We start from the raw sequence: 17,592 nt of genomic DNA, 5'->3' as shown, positions 1-17,592 counted from the left end.
CGGGGGCGGGGGCGGGTCAGCCCGCGAAGGCGGGCTGGGCGACGCCCTTGCCGGCCCCGGGCACCACCAGCAGTGAGCCCGCGAGGGGGTGGGGTGCCGTCAGGCCGACGCGGGCCGTGGTGACGTACAGGTCGGTCAGGTCCGGGCCGCCGAAGGCGCAGGCCGTGACGCGGGGGACGGGCAGCTCGATCACCCGGTCCAGGTCGCCGTCGGGGGTGTACCGGCGGACCGCGCCGCCGTCCCACAGGGCCACCCAGACACCGCCCTCGGCGTCGACCGTGAGGCCGTCGGGGAAGCCGGCGCCGTCCTCGATCGTGACCCAGGAGCGGCGGCCGGTGATCCGGCCGTCCGCCGCGCCGACGTCGAAGACGTCGACGCGGCGGGTCGGTGAGTCGATGTAGTACATCAGCCGGCCGTCGGGGCTCCAGCCGGTGCCGTTGCTCACCGTCACGTCGTCGAGGAGGACCTGGACCGAGCCGTCGCCGGTGACGCGGGAGAGGGTGCCGCCGCCGGGGGCCTCGTCGTAGCGCATGGTGCCCGCCCACAGGGAGCCGTCGCGGGCGACGGCCGCGTCGTTGGCGCGGCGGCCGGGGACGGGGTCGCGGTGCAGCCAGCGGAAGGTGTCGTCGGGGTCGAGCAGGCCGATGCCGTCCCGCAGGTTGAGGACGAGGCCGCCGCCCGCGCGGGGCTTGACCGCGCCCACGTGCTGGCCGGTGCGGCGCAGGGTGCGCCGGCCGGTGGCCGGGTCGTAGGTGTGGACGCGGGAGCCGAGGATGTCGATCCACAGCAGGCGGCCGGTGGCCGGGTCCCAGGTAGGGCCCTCTCCGAGGGCGGCTTCCGCGCGGACGGCCACGTCGAAGGTGTGGGTCATGCCATGCTCCGGTGGCCCAGGCGCTCGGACAGGTCGGCGGCGCCCTTCACGGCGAGCTCCTCCAGCTCGCCGAGGCGCTCCTCGCTCCAGCGGATCATCGGTACGGAGATGGAGAGCGCGGCGACCACCTGTCCCGTGCGGTCGCGGACCGGCGCGGCGACACAGCTGACGTCCGGGTTGGACTCGCGGCTCTCCACGGCGACGCCCCGGGCACGGATCTCCGTCAGGGTCTCGCGCAGGGCGGCCGGGTCGGTGATGCTGTTGGGGGTCATCGCGACCAGCTCCGCGTCGTCGGGGATGCGCGCGGTGAGCTCCGGCTCGGGGAGGGAGGCCAGCAGCATCTTGCCGACGGAGGTGCAGTGGGCGGGCAGCCGGCGGCCGGCCGCCGACACCATGCGCACCGCGTGGGTGGAGTCGACCTTGGCGATGTAGATGACGTCGGTGTCCTCCAGGATCGCCACGTGCACCGTCTCGTCGCAGGTCTCGGCGACGGACCGGGCGACCTGCTGGCCCTCGGCGGCGAGGTCGAGGTACTCGGCGTAGCGGGCGCCGAGCTGGTACGGGCGCACGCCGAGCCGGTAGCGTCCGGGCTGGCCGGCCACGGGGACGATGTACTTCCGGGCGGCGAGCGTGGTCACCAGCTCGTGGACGGTGGTGCGCGGCAGCTGGAGCCTGCGCACGATGTCGGGGGCGGAGAGCGTGCCGTCCCCGTCGAGGAAGAGCTCGAGAATGTCGAGAGCCCGGGTCACGGCTGGTACGAGGCGTCCCACGACCGGCCCCCTCCCTATGTGTCTCAGGCGCCTGCGGTCGTTCGAGATTTCAACAGGCGATCGGAATGGCGAACACACAGGCTAGCCATACGGGCCGTACCGGGCAATGGCCCGGATGCCCCGGGGCACGCTCGACCCGCGCGGACCGCGACCGGGCACGGACCCGGCCGCCCCGCCCGCGGCCGGGCTCACCGCCGGGAGCGGGGGTCCCCCAGTTCGCCGCGGAGCCGCTGGGCCCTGAGGACCAGTTCCAGTGCGAAGCGGCGGTCCGGGTCGTCGATCCCGTCGCCCCACAGCTCGCGGATCTGGCGCAGACGGTAGCGGACGGTCTGCGGGTGGACGCCCAGCCGGGCCGCGACCTCCGGCGCCCCGCCCCGGGTCTCCAGCCAGGCCAGTAACGTCTCCGCGAGCCGCCGGCCGTGCGCCGGACCGCAGTGGGTCAGCGGGGCGAGGCAGCGCAGCGCGAGGTCGTCGATCAGCTCCTCGGGCTGGAGCAGCACCAGCGCCTCGGTGTGCTCGGTGCAGTGCAGCACCTCACCGGCCGGCAGCAGGTCCCGCTGCGTCAGCCGGACCGCCGCCTCCGCCCAGCGCAGCGACTTCGCCGCGTCGGCGAGCGGCACCGGCGGTCCGATCGCCCCGGACCAGCCGGTGAGCGCGCGGTGCAGCAGTTCGGGGCGGCCCGCCGCGTCCGGTTCGGGCACCACCATGCGGGGCTGCTCGTACTCCATGTCGAGCAGCACCTCCTGCCCCACCGCGGGCGCCACCGCCTCCCGCGCCGGGCGCAGCAGCACGCCCACCGCGACCCGCTCCGGCAGCGGCCAGCCGATCCGGGCGGCCCGCTCGGCGAGGGCGTCGGCCGGGTCGCCCCGGTGGTGCTCGGTGAGCAGCAGTTCCATCAGCCGGCGCTGAAGCCGCAGCCGTTCGCCGGCCTGGCGGGCGGCGGCCTCGGCGTAGCCGCGCACCGACTGGTCGACCAGGCCGTCCAGGTACTCGTAGCCGGCGTCGACCAGTTCGTACATGGCGGGGGGCGGGATGTCGACGCGCTGGCCGATGTCGGCGAAGCAGCGCCAGGCGAGGCGGACGCCCATGCGGTAGATCGCCTGGAGCGAGTCCAGCGACCGGCCGTGCAGGCCCTCGCCGCGCCCGAACTCCTGGAAGACGTCCGGCGGGACGGTCGGTCGGCCCGCCGAGTGGTCCGCGAGCTCCAGGTGCCGGACGAAGGCCTCGATGGCGCGCCGGATGCCGACCAGGGCCATGGGCTCGCCGGAGTCGTCCAGGACGAGGGGCAGGTGCGGGTACTCGCGCTGGATCTCGCTCATGATCTCCTCGGCGAGCGCGGGCGCCTCGGCGAGGGCGATCTCGGCGAACCGGCGCACCTGGGGGCGCGGTACGTCGTGCCAGGCGGAGCGGGCCGTGAGGGTGCGGGACGCCGTCACGGGTCAACTCCCCCGGCCGGCCCGCTCGTAGGTGATCAGCGGGGTGCCGGGCTGGTCGGGCCGGGCTTCGAGCAGGGCCACGACACCGAGGGCGGCGCCCACGGCGAGGGCCGCGGCGAGCGCGACCGTCAGGGCGGCGGCGAGCAGTCTGGACATCGCAGGGTCAGCCTCTCTGTCGGGAGGTTCCCCACCCCCGCGTACCGACCGACCACCCCACAGGGCGTGTCCACAGTGTCGACACGACATTGACACCCCGTCAAGAGGCGCCTACCGTTCCCGGCCTCAGGGGGTGGGGAACTCCCGCACGCGCACCTTCGCTCACGGCGCCGGCCGTCCGGGCCCGCGCCGTCCCGTCCCTCTGGAGTGCCCGGATGCGCCGTACAGCTTCCCCCTTCTCCCTGGTCCTGCTGGGTCTCGGCACGTTCCTGCTGGTACTGGCACCGCTGCTCGCCTGGTACGTGCACCCGCGGGCCGCGGTGAACCCGATCGACATCGACACCACCGCCGTCTACACCGGCCGGGGCAGCGTCTTCGACCTCGAACGGGTGGAGACCGTGCCCGACCGGAACATCACCATCACCCAGCGGGTGCGCGGCGACGTCGAGGACAGCGAGCGCAGCGGCAACGCGGTCTGGGACGTGACGACGTCCGTCGACACGGACGCGTCGCTGCCGGCCGCCGACCCGCACGACGCGCTGGCCTTCACCCCGCACCGCTGGGTGCTGGACCGCAGGACGACCGAGCCGGTGCACTGCTGCGAGGAGACGCGGCGCATCGAGGGCGAGGCCTATCTGAAGTTCCCGTTCGACGTGCGCAAACGCTCCTACCAGTGGTGGGACAACACCCTCGGCGACACGGTGGTGCTGCGCTACCGGGGCACGGCGAAGGTGCAGGGCCACACCGGCTACCGGTTCACCGGGTCGGTGCCGCCGACGAAGAACGGCACCCGGCTGGTGCCGGGCAGTCTCGTGGGCCGGCCGGACCGGCCGCAGGTGCTGGCCGAGGAGTGGTACGCCAACCACGGCGTGGAGCTGGTCGTGGACCAGCGCACCGGCCGGGTGGTGTACGCGCGGACCGGCCCCCGGCAGACCCTGCGGGCGCCGGGCGGGACGAAGGACGCGGCGGTGCTGCTGGACGCCGAGAGGATCGCCTTCACGACGGAGACGCAGCGCGAGGCCGTGCGGCAGGCGAAGGCCGACAGCACCCGGCTGCGGCTGGTGGGCGAGACGCTGCCGGCCGGGGCGGGCGCGGCGGGGGCACTGCTCGCGGTGATCGGCGGGGTTCTGGTAGCCCGTGGGCGGAAGACGCCGGAAGGCACCGATACGTCCGGTACGCCCCGGCCGGCCCTCACGAAATGACGTGACGTCAGCTCCAACAAAGCCGGAAATTGTCACGTCCGTGAGTAGCCGTGGCGAACGGCTGGGCGAAAACTGTCCAATCCCCACCCCCACAGCCCGTCCACACCCTCCCCTCAGGAACCTCCCGGAGTCGCCACAGCCGGACTCCCCTCCCCACCCCCCTGGCTCCCGGCTGTCCCCACACCGAGTTCCGCACCCCGAGAACGAGTTGGAGCACCGATGCCCCAGCACGTGCCGTCCTCCCTGCGCAGCGCGCCCCCCGGCGCGCCGCAGTCCCCTCCGGCGCTCCCCCCGCATCCGCGCCGGATCGTCTTCCTCGCCCACCGCGACCTGGGCAACCCGTCGGCCGGCGGTTCCGAACTGCTCGTGGACCGGCTCGCCGACGGCCTGACCCGCCTGGGCCACCAGGTCACCCTGCTGTGCGGAGGCCCCGCGGCCTTCCGTGACTACCGGGTGGTGTCGGCGGGCGGGGCGTACGGCCACTACCTGCGCGCCCGGTCCGCCTTCGCCCGCCAGGTCGGGGACTGCGACCTGCTGGTCGAGGTGTGCAACGGCGTGCCCTACCTGGCGCCGCTGTGGCACCACGGACCCACGCTGTGCCTGGTCAACCACGTGCACACCGACCTGTGGGGGATGCGCTTCGGCGGTCCGCTGGCCCCGGCCGCGCGGGTCGGGCGAAGACTGGAGCACTGGGCGCTCACCGGTGCGCGGCAGCGCGGGCCGGTCGTCGCCGTGTCCCCGTCGACGGCGCACGCGCTGCAGGGCATCGGCGTACCGCGGGAGCGGATCCGGATCGTGCACAACGGTGTGGCGGATCCCGGGCCGCGCGCCGAGCGGTCCCCGCGGCCGCTGTTCGTGGCGGTGGGCCGGCTCGTGGAGTACAAGCGGATCGATCTGCTGCTGCGCCTGTGGGAGCGGGTGCGGCCGGTCACCGGCGGCCGGCTGGTGATCGTCGGCGACGGGCCGGAACGCGCGCGGCTGGAGCGGCTGGCCGGTCCGGGCGTCGAGTTCGCCGGGCATGTCTCCGAGGCGGAGAAGCACCGGCTGCTGTGCGGGGCCTGGCTGCTGCTGCACCCCTCGGCGGTGGAGGGCTGGGGCCTGGTGGTCACCGAGGCCGCCGCGCGCGGCACCCCGGCGGTCGCCTTCGACGTGCCCGGGCTGCGGGACTCCGTGCGGGACGGCGAGACGGGGGTGCTGGCCCGGGGGGAGTCGTCGTTCGCGGCCGCCTGGTGCGCGCTGGCGCTCTCCGCCGGGCGGCGGGAGTCGATGGGCCGGGCCGCGCGGGAGCACGCGGCGCGGTTCCGGTGGGACCGGACGGTACGGGAGTTCCGGGCCGTGGCCCGCGAGGCCGTCCGGTGACGCCGGCGCGCCGGGGCGGCGGGGTCGTCGCACGGGCGCGGGCGCGGGTGCGCCGGAACCGGCCGCACGCGAGCACGGCCCCGCGCCCCCGCGAGGGCGGTGTGCCGCCCGCCCGTCTCAGGGACCCGTCGCTGCGGCGGTCGCTCGCCCTCTTCCGTGCCTTCCTGCGGGAGCAGGAGGACCCCGACGCCTGTTACGCCCTGCTCGCCCGGGACGCCGTCGACCAGGTCGAGGCGTACGGCGGGTCCGTGGCCGGGCGGGTCGTCGTGGACGTCGGCGGCGGCAGCGGGTACTTCACCCGGGAGTTCCGGGGGCGGGGGGCGTACGCGTACCTGTTCGAGCCCGATGGACGGGAGTTGGGCGGGAGGCCGCCCGAGGGGACGGTGATCGCGGACGGCTATCTGCTGCCGCTGGCCGACGGGTCGGCGGACGTCACGTTCTCCTCCAACGTGCTGGAGCACGTGGCCGATCCGCAGACCTTCCTCAGCGAGCTGGCGCGGGTGACCCGGCCGGGCGGTCTGATCTACGTGTCGTTCACCAACTGGCTCTCCCCGTGGGGCGGTCACGAGTGGGCGCCCTGGCACTACCTCGGCGCCGAGCGGGCCCGCGCCCGCTACCGGCGGCGGACCGGCCGGCCCGCCAAGCACACTCTCGGCGAGAACCTCTTCGCCGTGCACATCGGCCCCACCCTGCGGCAGGTGCGCGCCCGTGACGACGTGCGGATCGTGTCGGCGCGCTCCCGCTACTGGCCGTTCCTCACCCGGGCCGTGGTCAGGGTGCCCGGCCTGCGCGAGTTCGCCACCTGGAACCTCCTCCTCATCCTCCGGCGGTGTCCCGAATGACGACCACGGTCCAGGCTCCCCCTCCGGCAGCCGTCCCCTCGCGCGCGACCGCCTCCGGGCCCCCGGAGGGGCCGCGCCCGCGCCGCTGGCTGCTCGGCTTCTGGGCCGTGGTGTTCGTGCTGTTCCTGGCGGTGCGGCCGGGCCGGCAGACCTTCGACACCAAGCTCGGCGTCACCGTCGACCCTGGGCGCTTCCTCGCCGACCTGGGCGTGCTGTGGCAGGACCGGGGCTCCTTCGGCGGCATCTCCGACCAGTACGCCGGCTATCTGTGGCCGATGCTGCCGTACTACTGGCTGGCCGACCTGGTGCGGCTGCCGGTGTGGCTGGCGGAGCGGCTGTGGATGTCGCTGATCGTGACGGTGGCGTTCTGGGGCGCGCTGCGGCTGGCGGAGCGGCTGCGCGTGGGCGGCGGGGCGTCCCGGCTGCTCGCGGCGGCGGTGTACGCGCTGTGGCCGGTGTTCACGACGGTCGTCGGTTCGACGTCGGCCGCCGCGCTGCCGGGCGCGTTCCTGCCCTGGGTGCTGCTGCCGCTGGCCGACGAGCGGTACGCGGCCCGGGTCGCGGCGCTGCGGTCGGCGCTGCTCGTGCCGTTCATGGGCGGGGTCAACGCGGCCTCGACGCTGGCGTCCCTGCTCCCGGCCGGCCTGTACCTGCTCTCCCGCCCACCCGGGCCGCGGCGGCGCAAGCTGATCGCCTGGTGGGCGCCGGCGGTGATCGTGGCGACCGCCTGGTGGTGGATCCCGCTGCTCCTGCTCGGCGCGTACGGGGAGAACTTCCTGCCCTACATCGAGACGTCGCGGACCACGACCGACACCATGGCGGCGACGGAGGCGCTGCGCGGCGCCGGGAACTGGGTGGCCTACCTGCACTTCGGTGAGGCGTGGCTGCCGGCCGGCTGGACGGTGGCGTCGTCGGTGCTCGTGGTCGTCTGCTCGGCGCTCGCGGCGGGGCTGGGGCTCGCGGGGCTGGCCCGGCGCGACCTGCCGGAGCGGCGCTGGCTGGTGCTGACCGTGCTGGTGGCGGCGCTGGTGCTGCTCGCCGGGTACGGGGGCGCGTCCGGCGGGCCGTTCCATGCGGTGGTGCAGGACTGGCTCGACGGGTGGCTGTCGCCGTTCCGCAACATCTACAAGTTCCAGACGGGGCTCGCGCTGGCGCTGGTGCTGGGGCTCGCGCACCTGGTGGGCGCGGCGGTCGGGCCGCGCGGGGCGCACCGGGTGCGGGGCCGGCGGTTCGCGCCGCCGGCCGCCGCGCTGCTGGTGCTGCCGGGTCTGCTGTGGCCGTACCTCAACGGCTCGATCCTCGGCGCCGGTTCGTTCCAGGAGATCCCCAGGTACTGGCAGGCCACGGCGGACTGGCTGGAGGAGCACTCCCCCGACTCCCGCGCCCTGGTGGTCCCGGCGACCGCGCACGGCATCCACACCTGGGGATCGACCGTCGACCAGCCGCTGGACGCGGTCGCCGACTCCCGCTGGGCGCAGCGCGACCACGTGCCCTTCGGCACGCCGGGCAACCGGCGCGCCCTGGACGCGGTCGAGCAGGCCCTGCTCACCGGCGGCGAAGTGCCGGGTCTGGCCGACTACCTGAGCCGGGCGGGCGTCGTCCACGTCGTCGTCCGCAACGACCTCGACCCCGGCCAGATCGGCTCCGTGCCCACGACGACGGTCAAGCGCACGCTGGAGCAGTCCGGGTACGAGCGGGTCACCGGGCTCGGTCCGGTGATGACGGGCGGGGTGATCGCGCACGGCACCCCGCTCCAGGTCGAGGGCCTGTACCCGCGGCAGCGGGCGGTGGAGATCTACCGTCCGGCCGGTGCGGACGTGCCGCGGCCGGGGCGGGCCGGGCTGGCACCGGTCGCCGACACGGCCGTGGTGTCCGGCGGGCCGGAGGCGCTGCTGCCGCTGGCGGGCGGGCTGCGCGGCCGGCCGGCGGTGCTGACCGGTGACCGCCACCCGGGGCTCGGCACCCCGCCGGTCCAGGTGACCGGTGACGGGATGCGGCGCGCGGACACCCGGTTCGGTCTGGTCAACGCGAACACGTCGTACACGTACACGCGCGACGAGCGCAACGCGCCGGACGCCGCGCAGGACGCGGGTGAGCGGCCGCACCAGATCCTTCCGGCCGAGGGGCTCGCGCACCAGACGGTGGCCGAACTGCGCGGCGCCCGCGCGGTGTCGGCGTCCTCCTACGGCAACTGGCTGTTCCACCTGCCGCGGTACGACCCGGTGAACGCCTTCGACGGCGACCCGGCCACGGCGTGGGCGGAGGGCTCGGCCGGCTCCCCGGACGGGCAGTGGCTGCGCATCGCCTTCGACGGCCGGTACGACATGCCGGAGTCCGTCGGCGTCACCCCGCTGCCGCAGGACGGTGTCCGGGCGGCGGCGACCCGGCTGCGGGTGGAGACCGAGAACGGGTCCGTGACCGGGTTCCTGCGGGCCAACGGCACCAAGCAGCGGATCAAGGCGCCCGCCGGGCCGACGGAGTGGATGAGGCTGACGATCGTCGACTCGACGGCGGAGCGCGCCGGTCTCACCGGGGCGGGCTTCTCCGAGATCGACCTGCCCGGCGTCCAGGTGACCCGGCTGCTGCGGCTGCCCACCGACGCCACGGACTCCACCGCCGACGCCCAGGTCGTCTCCCTGCACCGCGCCGCCGACCCCACCGGGCTGTCCCCCACCGGCGGCGAGGCGGGGCTGCACCGCCGGTTCGACACGGGTACGGCGGGGACGTACGAGGTGCGGGCGAGCGCGGTGGCGGTGCCGGGCGAGGCGCTGGACCGGCTGCTGTACGAGGTGGCGCCCGAGCAGCGGAACCGGATCGTCGCCACCGCCGACTCCACGGCACGGCTCGGCCCGGGGCTGTCCGCGCGCAATCTGACCGACGGCGACCTGACCACGGCGTGGATCGCGGGCGACCGGCCGACCGTCCGTCTGAGCTGGACGGGCAAGCAGCCGGTCGGCGAACTGGTGCTGGCCCCGGCCGGCGGGCTGTCCGCGCGGGCCGCCGAGGTGCACATCAGCTCCCCGGACGGCGCGGCGGTCGCGGGCGTCGACGAGAACGGCTGGGTCCGCTTCCCGCCGATCACCACCGACCGCCTCGACATCACGGTCACCGGGACCGCCCCGCTCACCCTGCACCATCCGGTGGCCGGCGAGGACCTGCAACTGCCGGTGGGGCTGACCGAGGCGTACGTCCCCGCCCTCGACGCGTACCGCACCCCGCAGCCGTCCGGCACCCGCGAGGTGGCGCTGGAGTGCGGCCGGGGCCCGGTGCTGGCGGTGGACGGCGAGCTGTACCCGACGAGCGTGCGCGGCACGGTGCGGGACCTGGTGGAGCGGCGCCCGGTCGAGGTGACGCCGTGCCGGGACGGCCGGGCACAGCGGGAGGTGGAGCTGCCGGCCGGGTCGCACCGGGTCGAGGCAGGGGACGCGGGCCCGCTGGCGGTGACGGACGTGACGCTGACCCGGGGGACCGTGCCGGAGCCCTCGGCCGCCGTCCGTGAGCTGCGGGTACGGGACTGGCTGGGCGACCGGCGCGAGGTGAGCGTCGGCGCGGGCGCCGCCTCGTACCTGACGACGTACCAGAACCACAACGACGGGTGGACGGCCACGCTGAACGGCGAGGAGCTCACACCGCTGCGGCTGGACGGCTGGCAGCAGGGCTGGCACGTCCCGGCGGGCGCGGGCGGCACGGTGAAGCTGTCCTACGAGCCGGCGACGACGTACCACGCCGGGCTGGCCGGGAGCGGTGCGGGGATCGCGGTACTGGCCGGGCTGGCGCTGTGGCGGCGCCGGGCCGCCAACCCCGACGCGCCGCAGCCGGTTCCGCCGGCGCCCGGGGTGTGGCTCGGCGCGGTGGCGCTGACGCTGGTCGCCGTGGTGATCGCGGGCTGGTGGGCGCTGCTGGTACCGGCGCTGGCGCTGCTCGCGCGGCGGCGGCCCGCGCTGCTGGTGCCGGTGGCGTTCGCCGCGCTCGCGGCGGCGGGCGTCGTGGCGGCGGCCGGGGCGGGCGAGCCGGTGGGCGCGGACGGGGGCGCGTTCGGCCACGCGGCCCAAGTGCTCTCCCTGACCGGCCTGTTCGCGGCCCTGGTGACCCTCGGCGGGTCCCGCGGCCGGGGCCCGGAACCGGACGACCGCCCGGACGGCCCGGACAGCCCGGGCTCCACGGCGGTGCTGCCCCCGGTCACGGCACCGGCCGCCGCCCCCCGGCCCCCGGTACCCCCGCCCGCCACCGGGGCGCCCGGGGGAACGGACGCGCCGCACGTGCCGCGCCCGCGCGGCACGGAAGGGGGCGGGCCCGTATGAGCGCACCGGCGCGGATCCCCTTCCCCGTCGTCGACGAGGTGGCCCGGCACTGCCTCCAGGAGGAGGAGCCGGAGACGGTGCACATCGAGGTGCACCTGCCGGGGCACCTGGAGCCCGCCCGTATCCGCAAGGCGTTCACCGAGGCCCTGCGGCGGCATCCGCGCATCCTCGTGCGCGAGGCCCCGGGCCCCTGGTACCGGCGCCGCTACGAATGGGAGCCGACCGACGGGCCGGACGTGGAGGTGGTGCGCTTCCCGGCCCCCGGGAAGGACGCCCTCGGGGACGCCCGGACCCGGGCGCTGGCCCAGGCGCCCCCGCTGTCCGCGTCCCCGCCGGTCCGCCTCGACGTGGTGGCCGGGAGCGGGACCGTCCTGGTCCTCACCATCAACCACACCGCCCTGGACGGTCCCGCCTGCCTCCGTGTCCTGGCCACCGCCGCCGAGCTGTACGGCGGCCGGGACAACTCCCCCGCCGCCCCGCCCGTACGGGCCCCCGGGCCGCCGCAGGGCCCGGCGGACACCCCGTCCGCCTGGTCCCCGCCGGCCCGCGTGGCCCGGGGGACCCCCGAGCGCTCGCCCGGCAACGGTCTCCTCGTCGCCGAGCTCCCGCTCCCGCGCCGCCCCCGGGGCGCCCCGTACACGGTCAACGACCAGCTGATGGTCACCACCGCGCTGACCATCGCCCACTGGAACCGGGAGCACGGCGCGCCCCGCCGTCCCCTGCGCATCACCATGCCGGTCGACGACCGCCCCCGGGACACCACGATGCCCATCGGCAACGGCACCCGGCTGGTCGAAGTGCCCTTCGCGCCGGACGAACTGGACCCCGCCGGGATGCCCGGGCTGCTGCGCCGCACGGCCTCCCGCACCCGCGCCCTGAAGTCCCTGCCGCGCCCGCAGCTCGGCCACGGCGCCGCCCTGCTCACCGCGCCCTGGGCACCCGTCGGCTGCCGTGCCGCGCTCACCAGGGCGCTGCGCCGGGCGGCGGCGCCGTGGACGTCGACCACGCTGCTCAGCAACATCGGCCGCGTCCCCTACCCGCTGGACTTCGGCGCGGAGGCGGGCCGGGCGGGCGCGGTGTGGTTCTCGGCGCCGGCCCGGATGCCCCGCGGCCTCACCGTCACCACCGCGTCGACGGCGGGCCGGCTGCACCTGGCCCTGCGCTGGTCCCGGGCCCTGCTGGGCGACGGCGACGGCGACCGCCTGCGCGACCTGTTCGCGCACTACCTGCACACCACGGAGGCGACCGAGTGACGGCCACCGCACCCCCGCCCCGCGACCTGCGCGACTTCTACGAGAACCCGGCGGTCCCCGTGGCGTCGGGCCCCGCCCGCGGCCGCCGCCAGGCCCGCATGCTGGCCCGCGCGCTCGGGCCGGCCGGCGACGGGGGCCCGCGCACGGTCCTCGACATCGGCTGCGGCGACGGCACGGCCGCCGCCACCGCCGCCCCCTTCCTGCCCGGCCACCGCCTCGTCGGCGTCGACTGGTCCCAGGACGCCCTGACCCGCGCCCGCACCCGGCTGCCGTACGCGGTGCGCGGCGAACTCACCGGCGGCGGGCTGCCGTTCGCCGCCGGGTCGGCCGACGCGGTGCTGTTCAGCGAGGTGGTCGAGCACCTCGTCGACCCGGACGCGGCGCTCGACGAGCTGCGCCGGGTGCTGCGCCCCGGCGGCCATCTGATGCTGTCCACCCCGAACCTGGCCGCCTGGTACAACCGGGTGCTGCTGCTCGCCGGGGTGCAGCCGGTGTTCTCCGAGGTCAGCCTGCGCGGCATCCACGGCCGGCCGGGCACCGAGGTCGTGGGGCACCTGCGGCTCTACACGGCCCGTGCGCTGCGGGAGTTCGTCACCGCCGCCGGCTTCACCGTCGTACGCCTGGAGGGGGCGCCCTTCCACGGCGTACCGCGGGCGCTGCGCCCGCTGGACCGGCTGGCGTGTGCCAGGCCGCCGCTCGCGTCGATCCTGCTGCTGCACGCACGGCGGACCTGAGAGGGGGCCCGGGACCATGGGGTGGGGAGTGGCCGCGGCCCTGTTGGCGAACGTCCTGTACAGCGGCGGGTTCGTCCTGGAGAAGCGGGCGCTGGCCGCCCTGCCCGAGGTGACGGTCCGCCGGCCGGCGCGGCTGCTGCGGCTGGTGATCGGCAGCCCGCTGTGGATCGGCGGCGCGCTGGCCCTCGCGGCCGGCTTCGCCGCCCAGCTCGTCGTGTACCGCACCCTGCCGGTCGCCGCCGCGCAGGGCCTCTTCGTCTCCGGTCTGGTGCTGCTCGTGCTGCTGTCGTCCCGGCTGCTGGGCGAGCGGACCAGCGCCCGGGAGCGGTACGCGCTGGGCGCCGTGCTGCTCGCCCTGCTGATGGTGGTGCTGTCGCTGCGGGAGAGCGGCGCGGGCGCCGACACCGTGGGCCGGCAGGCGCCGTACCCGCTGATCCTGCTGGTGTGCGTGCCGTCGCTGGCGGCCGGGGTGTGGCTGTACGCCTCCGCCGAGCGCAGCGCCCGCCACCGGCACCGGCTGCCCTCCACGGGCGTCGAGTACGGCGTGGCCGTCGGCCTCCTCTACGGCGTCAGCTCGCTCGCCATCAAGGGCGTGTCGGGCCGGCTGACCGGCGACGGCGTCGGCGGCTCGGCCGCCGCGCTGCTGGCCTCCCCGTACCCGTACCTGCTGCTGTTCACCGGCGTGTTCGGTCTGGTGATGTCGCAGGCGGCGCTCCAGCGCTGCCGGGCCTCGCTGATCGTGCCGGTGTGCACCACCGTGAGCTGCGTGTTCACGGCGGTGCTCGGCACGCTGTCGTTCGGCGAGCAGCTGCCCGACGAGCCGCTGCGGCTGGGGCTGCGCCTCGCGGGCACGGTGCTCGCGGTCGGTGTGCTGCTCGCCATGCCGAAGCACGACCCCGCGCCGGGACCGCCCCGGCCCACCGCCGCGAAGGAGCTGACCCGCCCGTGACACCCGACGACCCGCTGCTGAGGATCCTGGCCTGCCCGCTCGACAAGGGGCCGCTGCACCTGCTCGCCCCCGACGGCGCGGAGGGCGAGGCCCTCTACAACCCGCGGCTGCGCCGCCGCTACCCGGTCACCGACGGCATCCCGCAACTGCTGCCGTCCTCCGGGGAGCAGGTGTCCGAGGAGGAGCACGCGCAGCTGCTGACGCGGGTGTCCGAGGCCCCCGGGACGGCGCCGTGACGCCGCGCCGCACCCTGACCGCCCGGGTGGCGTCGTTCCTGCCCACGCGCCTGGTCGCCGCGGCGGCCAGGGCGGTCTACCCCCGCTTCGAACCGGAGCTGGCCCGGCTGGCGGAGCTGTGCCCGCCGGACTGCGGCACGGCGGTGGACGTCGGCGGCTGGTACGGCCCCTGGACGCGGCGGCTGGCCGGGCGCGCCCGGCAGGTGGTGACCCTGGAGCCGGTCCCCCGCCTGGCCCGGCTGCTCACCGCCTCCGCCCCGCCCAACGTCCAGGTGATCCGCGCGGCCGCCTCCGACCGCCCCGGCACCGCCCGCCTGTGGCTGCCGCCCGGCGACGGCGGCGACCGGGGCGTGTCGTCCCTGGTCCGCCGGGACATCCACGGCCACGCCCTGGACGTCACCTGCGTCACCCTGGACGGGCTCGGCCTGCGCGACGTCGGCTTCGTCAAGATCGACGTGGACGGCAGCGAACTGGCCGTGCTGCGCGGGGCGGCCGGTCTCCTGGCCCGCGACCGCCCGGCCCTGTTCGTGGAGCTGGAGTCCCGCATCCAGCCGATCGCGCCCGTGGTGACCCATCTGTCCGGCCTCGGCTACGACGGCTGGGTGCTGCCCGCCGGCGCCTGGGTCCCGCTGTCCCGCTTCCCGCTGGAGGCCCACCAGGCGCGCACCTCCCACGTGGCCACGCACGGTCTGCTGCGCCGGGTCCTGCCGTACGGCGGGCTCCGGGGCCCGCGCTACGTCAACTCGGTGCTGTTCCTCCCGGACGGCCGCCGTCCCGGAGGGCCCCCGGTGGGCGACGATGGGTCCCGTGCCCCCCGGACGACGCCCCGCTGACCCGTTCACCCCGCGCGACTTCCAGCTCGTGCTGCTGCGCCGCATGGCCGACTTCAACCCCGGCCCGGTGGAGGACGCCCGGCGCACGCTGGGCGCCTCCCTCGCGGAGATGCGCGAGGCCAACCGGCGCTGGCAGGCGATGGTCCGCTCGCCGCGCTCCCGCCCGGCGCTCGCACGGTACCGGTCGGTGCTCGGTGTGCCCGAGTCCCGTGCGCCGCGCCGGATCGGCGACCTGGACTGCGAGGCGTGGCGGTGGCGGCTGCCGCTCTGGCCGGACCTGCGCTTCGAGGTCCTGACGGCCGCCGCCGGGGGCGCCGTGTGGAACGAGTGGCTGGTCCGCGCCCCGGACGCCGTGCCGCCGGTGCTGCGCACGGTGGAGGACCTGACGCCCTGGTCCTGCACGGTGGACGAGGCGGCCCGCGCCTTCCCGCCGGCCCGGCCCCTCCAGGGCTCGGCGCCCACCCGGTGGGGCCTCGCCCTCACCGCCCCGGACGCGCGCGGTGAACCGCGTGACGTGGTCGCGGAGTTCACCTGGGGTCTGTTGCAGCGTACGGCGGTCAGCGGTCCGCGGCGCTGAGCAGGTGCCGCACGGCGCGCGGCACCGACTCCGGGTGCAGCCACAGGAACAGGTTCGGTTCGACCAGTTCCAGTTCCATCACCCGGGGCCGGCCGTCCTCGCCGTCCACCAGGTCCACGCGCGCGTACAGCAGGTCGGGCGCGCCGGGCACGGCGGCCAGGGCCCGCTCGGCGACGTCGAGTTCGGCGGGCGTCGGGGTCCAGGGGGTCAGGCCGGGGTGGGCCACCTTGCGCCGGTCGTAGGGCGTGCCGGGGGCGAGCACCGCGCCCTTGCGGCTGGCGTGCAGCAGGCTCCCGCCGAAGAACTGCACCGCCCGCTCCCCGGCGGTGTCGATACCGCGCACATAGGGCTGCACCATCGCGGTGAACCCCTCGTCGTGCATCCGCCGCACATGCCGTACGGCCGTGTCGTGCTCCCCGGGCGTGTAGCGGGCGGCGAACCGGGCGCCGGCGCCGGAGGCCGGCTTGACCACGTACTCGTGGCCGTCCGGGAGGACGACGGGGTCGCCGGGTGCCAGGTACCGGGTGTCCACCACCGGCACCCCGGCCCCGGCGAGGTCCGCGAGGTAGCGCTTGTCGGTGTTCCACCGCACCACGTGCGCCGGGTTGGCCAGCCGGGTGGCGCCGCCGCACCGCTCGGCCCACGCGGTGAACTCGGCGGAGCGCCAGCTGTAGTCCCAGGTCGATCGGATCACGGCGAGGTCGAAGCCGCCCCAGTCCACCCCGCCGTCGTCCCACACCTCGGCGGACGCCTCGGCCCCGGCCTCCTCCAGCGCGCGCACCAGTCCCGGCAGGTCCCGGTCCTCGGCCACCTCGGGGCCGGGCCGGCAGGTCACGAGCGCGATACGGGGCACGGCGGCTCACTCCTCGGACGAACAGCTGATCGACGTGCAGGCTAACAACCGTCCCGGAACCGCGACAGGCCGCTTGACCTTCCCCTTCGGTCAAGCCCCAGCATCGGTGGCGGAGCGCGGGACGGAGAGGGGGCGAGGGGGCGGTGGACATGCTGACCATCGGCGCGTTCGCGAAGGCGTGCCGGCTGTCGCCGAAGGCGCTGCGGCTGTACGACGAGCTGGACCTGCTGCGGCCCGCCCGGGTGGACCCGGACACCGGTTACCGCTACTACGCGGCCGGGCAGCTGGAGCGGGCCCGGCTGGTGGCGTGGCTGCGGCGGCTGGGCATGCCGCTGGCGGAGATCCGCCGCGTGTGCGCCCTCGGGCCCGGCGCCGCCGCCGTGGAGGTCCGGGCGTACTGGGCCCGGGTGGAGGCGGAGACGGCCGTACGGCGGGACCTCGCCGCGTTCCTGGTCGATCACCTCACGGAAGAATCGGGAAGGGACACCACCATGAGCACCACACCCCTGGAACTGCGCTACCGCGCCCACTCCGACCGGGGCCTGGTCCGGCCGGCGAACCAGGACGCGGCGTACGCGGGCGGGCGGCTGCTGGCCGTGGCCGACGGTTTCGGTCCGGCGGGCGGGCCGGCGAGCAGCGCGGCGGTGGAGGCGCTGCGGTTCCTGGACACGCGGGAGACACCGGCGGGCGGGATCCTCAACGTGCTGGAGGACGCGGTGCGGGGCGCGGCGCGGGCGGTGCGGGACGCGGCCGGCGGGGCACAGGAGGCCGGCACCACCCTGACCGCCGCGCTGTGGACCGGGTCGCGGCTGGCGCTGGTCCACATCGGGGACTCGCGGGCGTATCTGCTGCGCGACGGCGAGCTGTTCCGGATCACGCACGACCACACGGTGGTCCAGGCGATGCTGGACGAGGGCCGGCTGACCGAGGCGGAGGCGGTCTCGCACCCGCAGCGCACACTGCTGCTGAAGGCCCTCACCGGCGCCGAGGCGACCGCGTCACCCGACCTGCGCCTGCACGAGGCCCGCGCGGGCGACCGCTATCTGCTCTGCTCCGACGGCCTGCCGACGGTGGTCCCCGACGACGCCGTCCGGGGCCTCCTCGCCGCCGCCCCGGCCCCGGACGAGGCGGTCGACGCCCTGATCGCCGCGGCCAACGCGGCCGGCGGGCCGGACAACGTCAGCTGCGTGGTGGCCGACGTGGTGGAGGCGGCTGTCTGA

16 protein-coding genes are annotated in these 17,592 nt (G+C 76.1%); 11 read left to right on the top strand and 5 right to left on the bottom strand.

Going from position 1 to position 17,592, the window contains the following annotated elements; translation table 11 throughout:
• Nucleotides 1–16: 16 nt before the first annotated feature.
• The 4 genes from FHX78_RS23550 to FHX78_RS36875 all read right to left on the bottom strand — a co-directional run bounded on the left by FHX78_RS23550 (nt 17) and on the right by FHX78_RS36875 (nt 3,233).
• Entirely contained in the window at nt 17–871 is an 855-nt protein-coding gene (locus FHX78_RS23550) for an SMP-30/gluconolactonase/LRE family protein (RefSeq protein WP_145869404.1), read from the bottom strand.
• Entirely contained in the window at nt 868–1,641 is a 774-nt protein-coding gene (locus FHX78_RS23545; protein WP_145869403.1) for an IclR family transcriptional regulator, read from the bottom strand. Before FHX78_RS23545 ends, FHX78_RS23550 begins: the two co-directional genes overlap by 4 nt.
• A 188-nt stretch (nt 1,642–1,829) precedes the next feature.
• Nucleotides 1,830–3,077 (bottom strand): PucR family transcriptional regulator, encoded by a 1,248-nt coding sequence (locus FHX78_RS23540; RefSeq protein ID WP_145869402.1) that lies wholly within the window; start codon nt 3,075–3,077, stop codon nt 1,830–1,832.
• A 3-nt stretch (nt 3,078–3,080) separates the two neighbouring features.
• Complete coding sequence (locus FHX78_RS36875; RefSeq protein WP_167531830.1) at nt 3,081–3,233, bottom strand: hypothetical protein; 153 nt, start codon at nt 3,231–3,233, stop codon at nt 3,081–3,083.
• A 215-nt stretch (nt 3,234–3,448) separates the two neighbouring features.
• On the opposite strand from FHX78_RS36875, the gene pgfA reads away from it, so the two are divergent.
• The 10 genes from pgfA to FHX78_RS23490 all read left to right on the top strand — a co-directional run bounded on the left by pgfA (nt 3,449) and on the right by FHX78_RS23490 (nt 15,519).
• Complete coding sequence (gene pgfA, locus FHX78_RS23535; RefSeq protein WP_145869401.1) at nt 3,449–4,435, top strand: cell envelope lipid trafficking protein PgfA; 987 nt, start codon at nt 3,449–3,451, stop codon at nt 4,433–4,435.
• 219 nt (nt 4,436–4,654) lie between these two features.
• Nucleotides 4,655–5,794 (top strand): glycosyltransferase family 4 protein, encoded by a 1,140-nt coding sequence (locus FHX78_RS23530; protein WP_145869400.1) that lies wholly within the window; start codon nt 4,655–4,657, stop codon nt 5,792–5,794.
• Between the two features lie 131 nt (nt 5,795–5,925).
• A complete protein-coding gene (locus FHX78_RS23525; protein WP_373313060.1) occupies nt 5,926–6,636 on the top strand; it encodes a class I SAM-dependent methyltransferase in 711 nt (236 codons plus the stop codon).
• A complete protein-coding gene (locus FHX78_RS23520) occupies nt 6,633–10,937 on the top strand; it encodes an alpha-(1->3)-arabinofuranosyltransferase domain-containing protein (protein ID WP_145869399.1) in 4,305 nt (1,434 codons plus the stop codon). Before FHX78_RS23525 ends, FHX78_RS23520 begins: the two co-directional genes overlap by 4 nt.
• Nucleotides 10,934–12,190 carry a condensation protein gene (locus FHX78_RS23515; RefSeq protein ID WP_145869398.1) on the top strand — a complete coding sequence of 419 codons (1,257 nt, stop codon included), beginning with the start codon at nt 10,934–10,936 and terminating at the stop codon, nt 12,188–12,190. The genes FHX78_RS23520 and FHX78_RS23515 overlap by 4 nt, the downstream gene beginning before the upstream one ends.
• Nucleotides 12,187–12,924 (top strand): class I SAM-dependent methyltransferase, encoded by a 738-nt coding sequence (locus tag FHX78_RS23510; RefSeq protein WP_145869397.1) that lies wholly within the window; start codon nt 12,187–12,189, stop codon nt 12,922–12,924. The genes FHX78_RS23515 and FHX78_RS23510 overlap by 4 nt, the downstream gene beginning before the upstream one ends.
• A 28-nt stretch (nt 12,925–12,952) precedes the next feature.
• Entirely contained in the window at nt 12,953–13,873 is a 921-nt protein-coding gene (locus tag FHX78_RS23505; RefSeq protein WP_145872122.1) for a hypothetical protein, read from the top strand.
• Entirely contained in the window at nt 13,870–14,109 is a 240-nt protein-coding gene (locus FHX78_RS23500; RefSeq protein WP_145869396.1) for a Trm112 family protein, read from the top strand. The genes FHX78_RS23505 and FHX78_RS23500 overlap by 4 nt, the downstream gene beginning before the upstream one ends.
• Nucleotides 14,106–14,942, top strand: coding sequence for an FkbM family methyltransferase (locus FHX78_RS23495; RefSeq protein ID WP_145869395.1), 837 nt, complete (start codon nt 14,106–14,108; stop codon nt 14,940–14,942). Before FHX78_RS23500 ends, FHX78_RS23495 begins: the two co-directional genes overlap by 4 nt.
• Nucleotides 14,908–15,519: a hypothetical protein gene (locus FHX78_RS23490; RefSeq protein ID WP_145869394.1), complete on the top strand. Its 612-nt coding sequence runs from the start codon at nt 14,908–14,910 to the stop codon at nt 15,517–15,519. The genes FHX78_RS23495 and FHX78_RS23490 overlap by 35 nt, the downstream gene beginning before the upstream one ends.
• Here the strand turns inward: FHX78_RS23490 and FHX78_RS23485 are convergent.
• Nucleotides 15,500–16,372 carry an ATP-grasp domain-containing protein gene (locus FHX78_RS23485; protein ID WP_145869393.1) on the bottom strand — a complete coding sequence of 291 codons (873 nt, stop codon included), beginning with the start codon at nt 16,370–16,372 and terminating at the stop codon, nt 15,500–15,502. The genes FHX78_RS23490 and FHX78_RS23485 overlap by 20 nt on opposite strands.
• Nucleotides 16,373–16,515: 143 nt before the next feature.
• Between FHX78_RS23485 and FHX78_RS23480 the strand changes: the two genes are divergently transcribed.
• Nucleotides 16,516–17,592, top strand: coding sequence for a MerR family transcriptional regulator (locus FHX78_RS23480; RefSeq protein WP_145869392.1), 1,077 nt, complete (start codon nt 16,516–16,518; stop codon nt 17,590–17,592).

Origin of the sequence: Streptomyces capillispiralis, assembly GCF_007829875.1 — a bacterium.
GTDB classification, from domain to species: domain Bacteria; phylum Actinomycetota; class Actinomycetes; order Streptomycetales; family Streptomycetaceae; genus Streptomyces; species Streptomyces capillispiralis.
Note: the sequence above shows the minus strand (reverse complement) of the source record. Positions and strands in the feature narration are given on the sequence as shown.

Coding starts and splice junctions, on each gene's coding strand:
- FHX78_RS23550 (WP_145869404.1), bottom strand. CDS start 871: ATGACCCACACCTTCGACGTGGCCGTCCGCGCGGAAGCCGCCCTCGGA.
- FHX78_RS36875 (WP_167531830.1), bottom strand. CDS start 3,233: ATGTCCAGACTGCTCGCCGCCGCCCTGACGGTCGCGCTCGCCGCGGCC.
- pgfA (WP_145869401.1), top strand. CDS start 3,449: ATGCGCCGTACAGCTTCCCCCTTCTCCCTGGTCCTGCTGGGTCTCGGC.
- FHX78_RS23530 (WP_145869400.1), top strand. CDS start 4,655: ATGCCCCAGCACGTGCCGTCCTCCCTGCGCAGCGCGCCCCCCGGCGCG.
- FHX78_RS23520 (WP_145869399.1), top strand. CDS start 6,633: ATGACGACCACGGTCCAGGCTCCCCCTCCGGCAGCCGTCCCCTCGCGC.
- FHX78_RS23515 (WP_145869398.1), top strand. CDS start 10,934: ATGAGCGCACCGGCGCGGATCCCCTTCCCCGTCGTCGACGAGGTGGCC.
- FHX78_RS23490 (WP_145869394.1), top strand. CDS start 14,908: ATGGGTCCCGTGCCCCCCGGACGACGCCCCGCTGACCCGTTCACCCCG.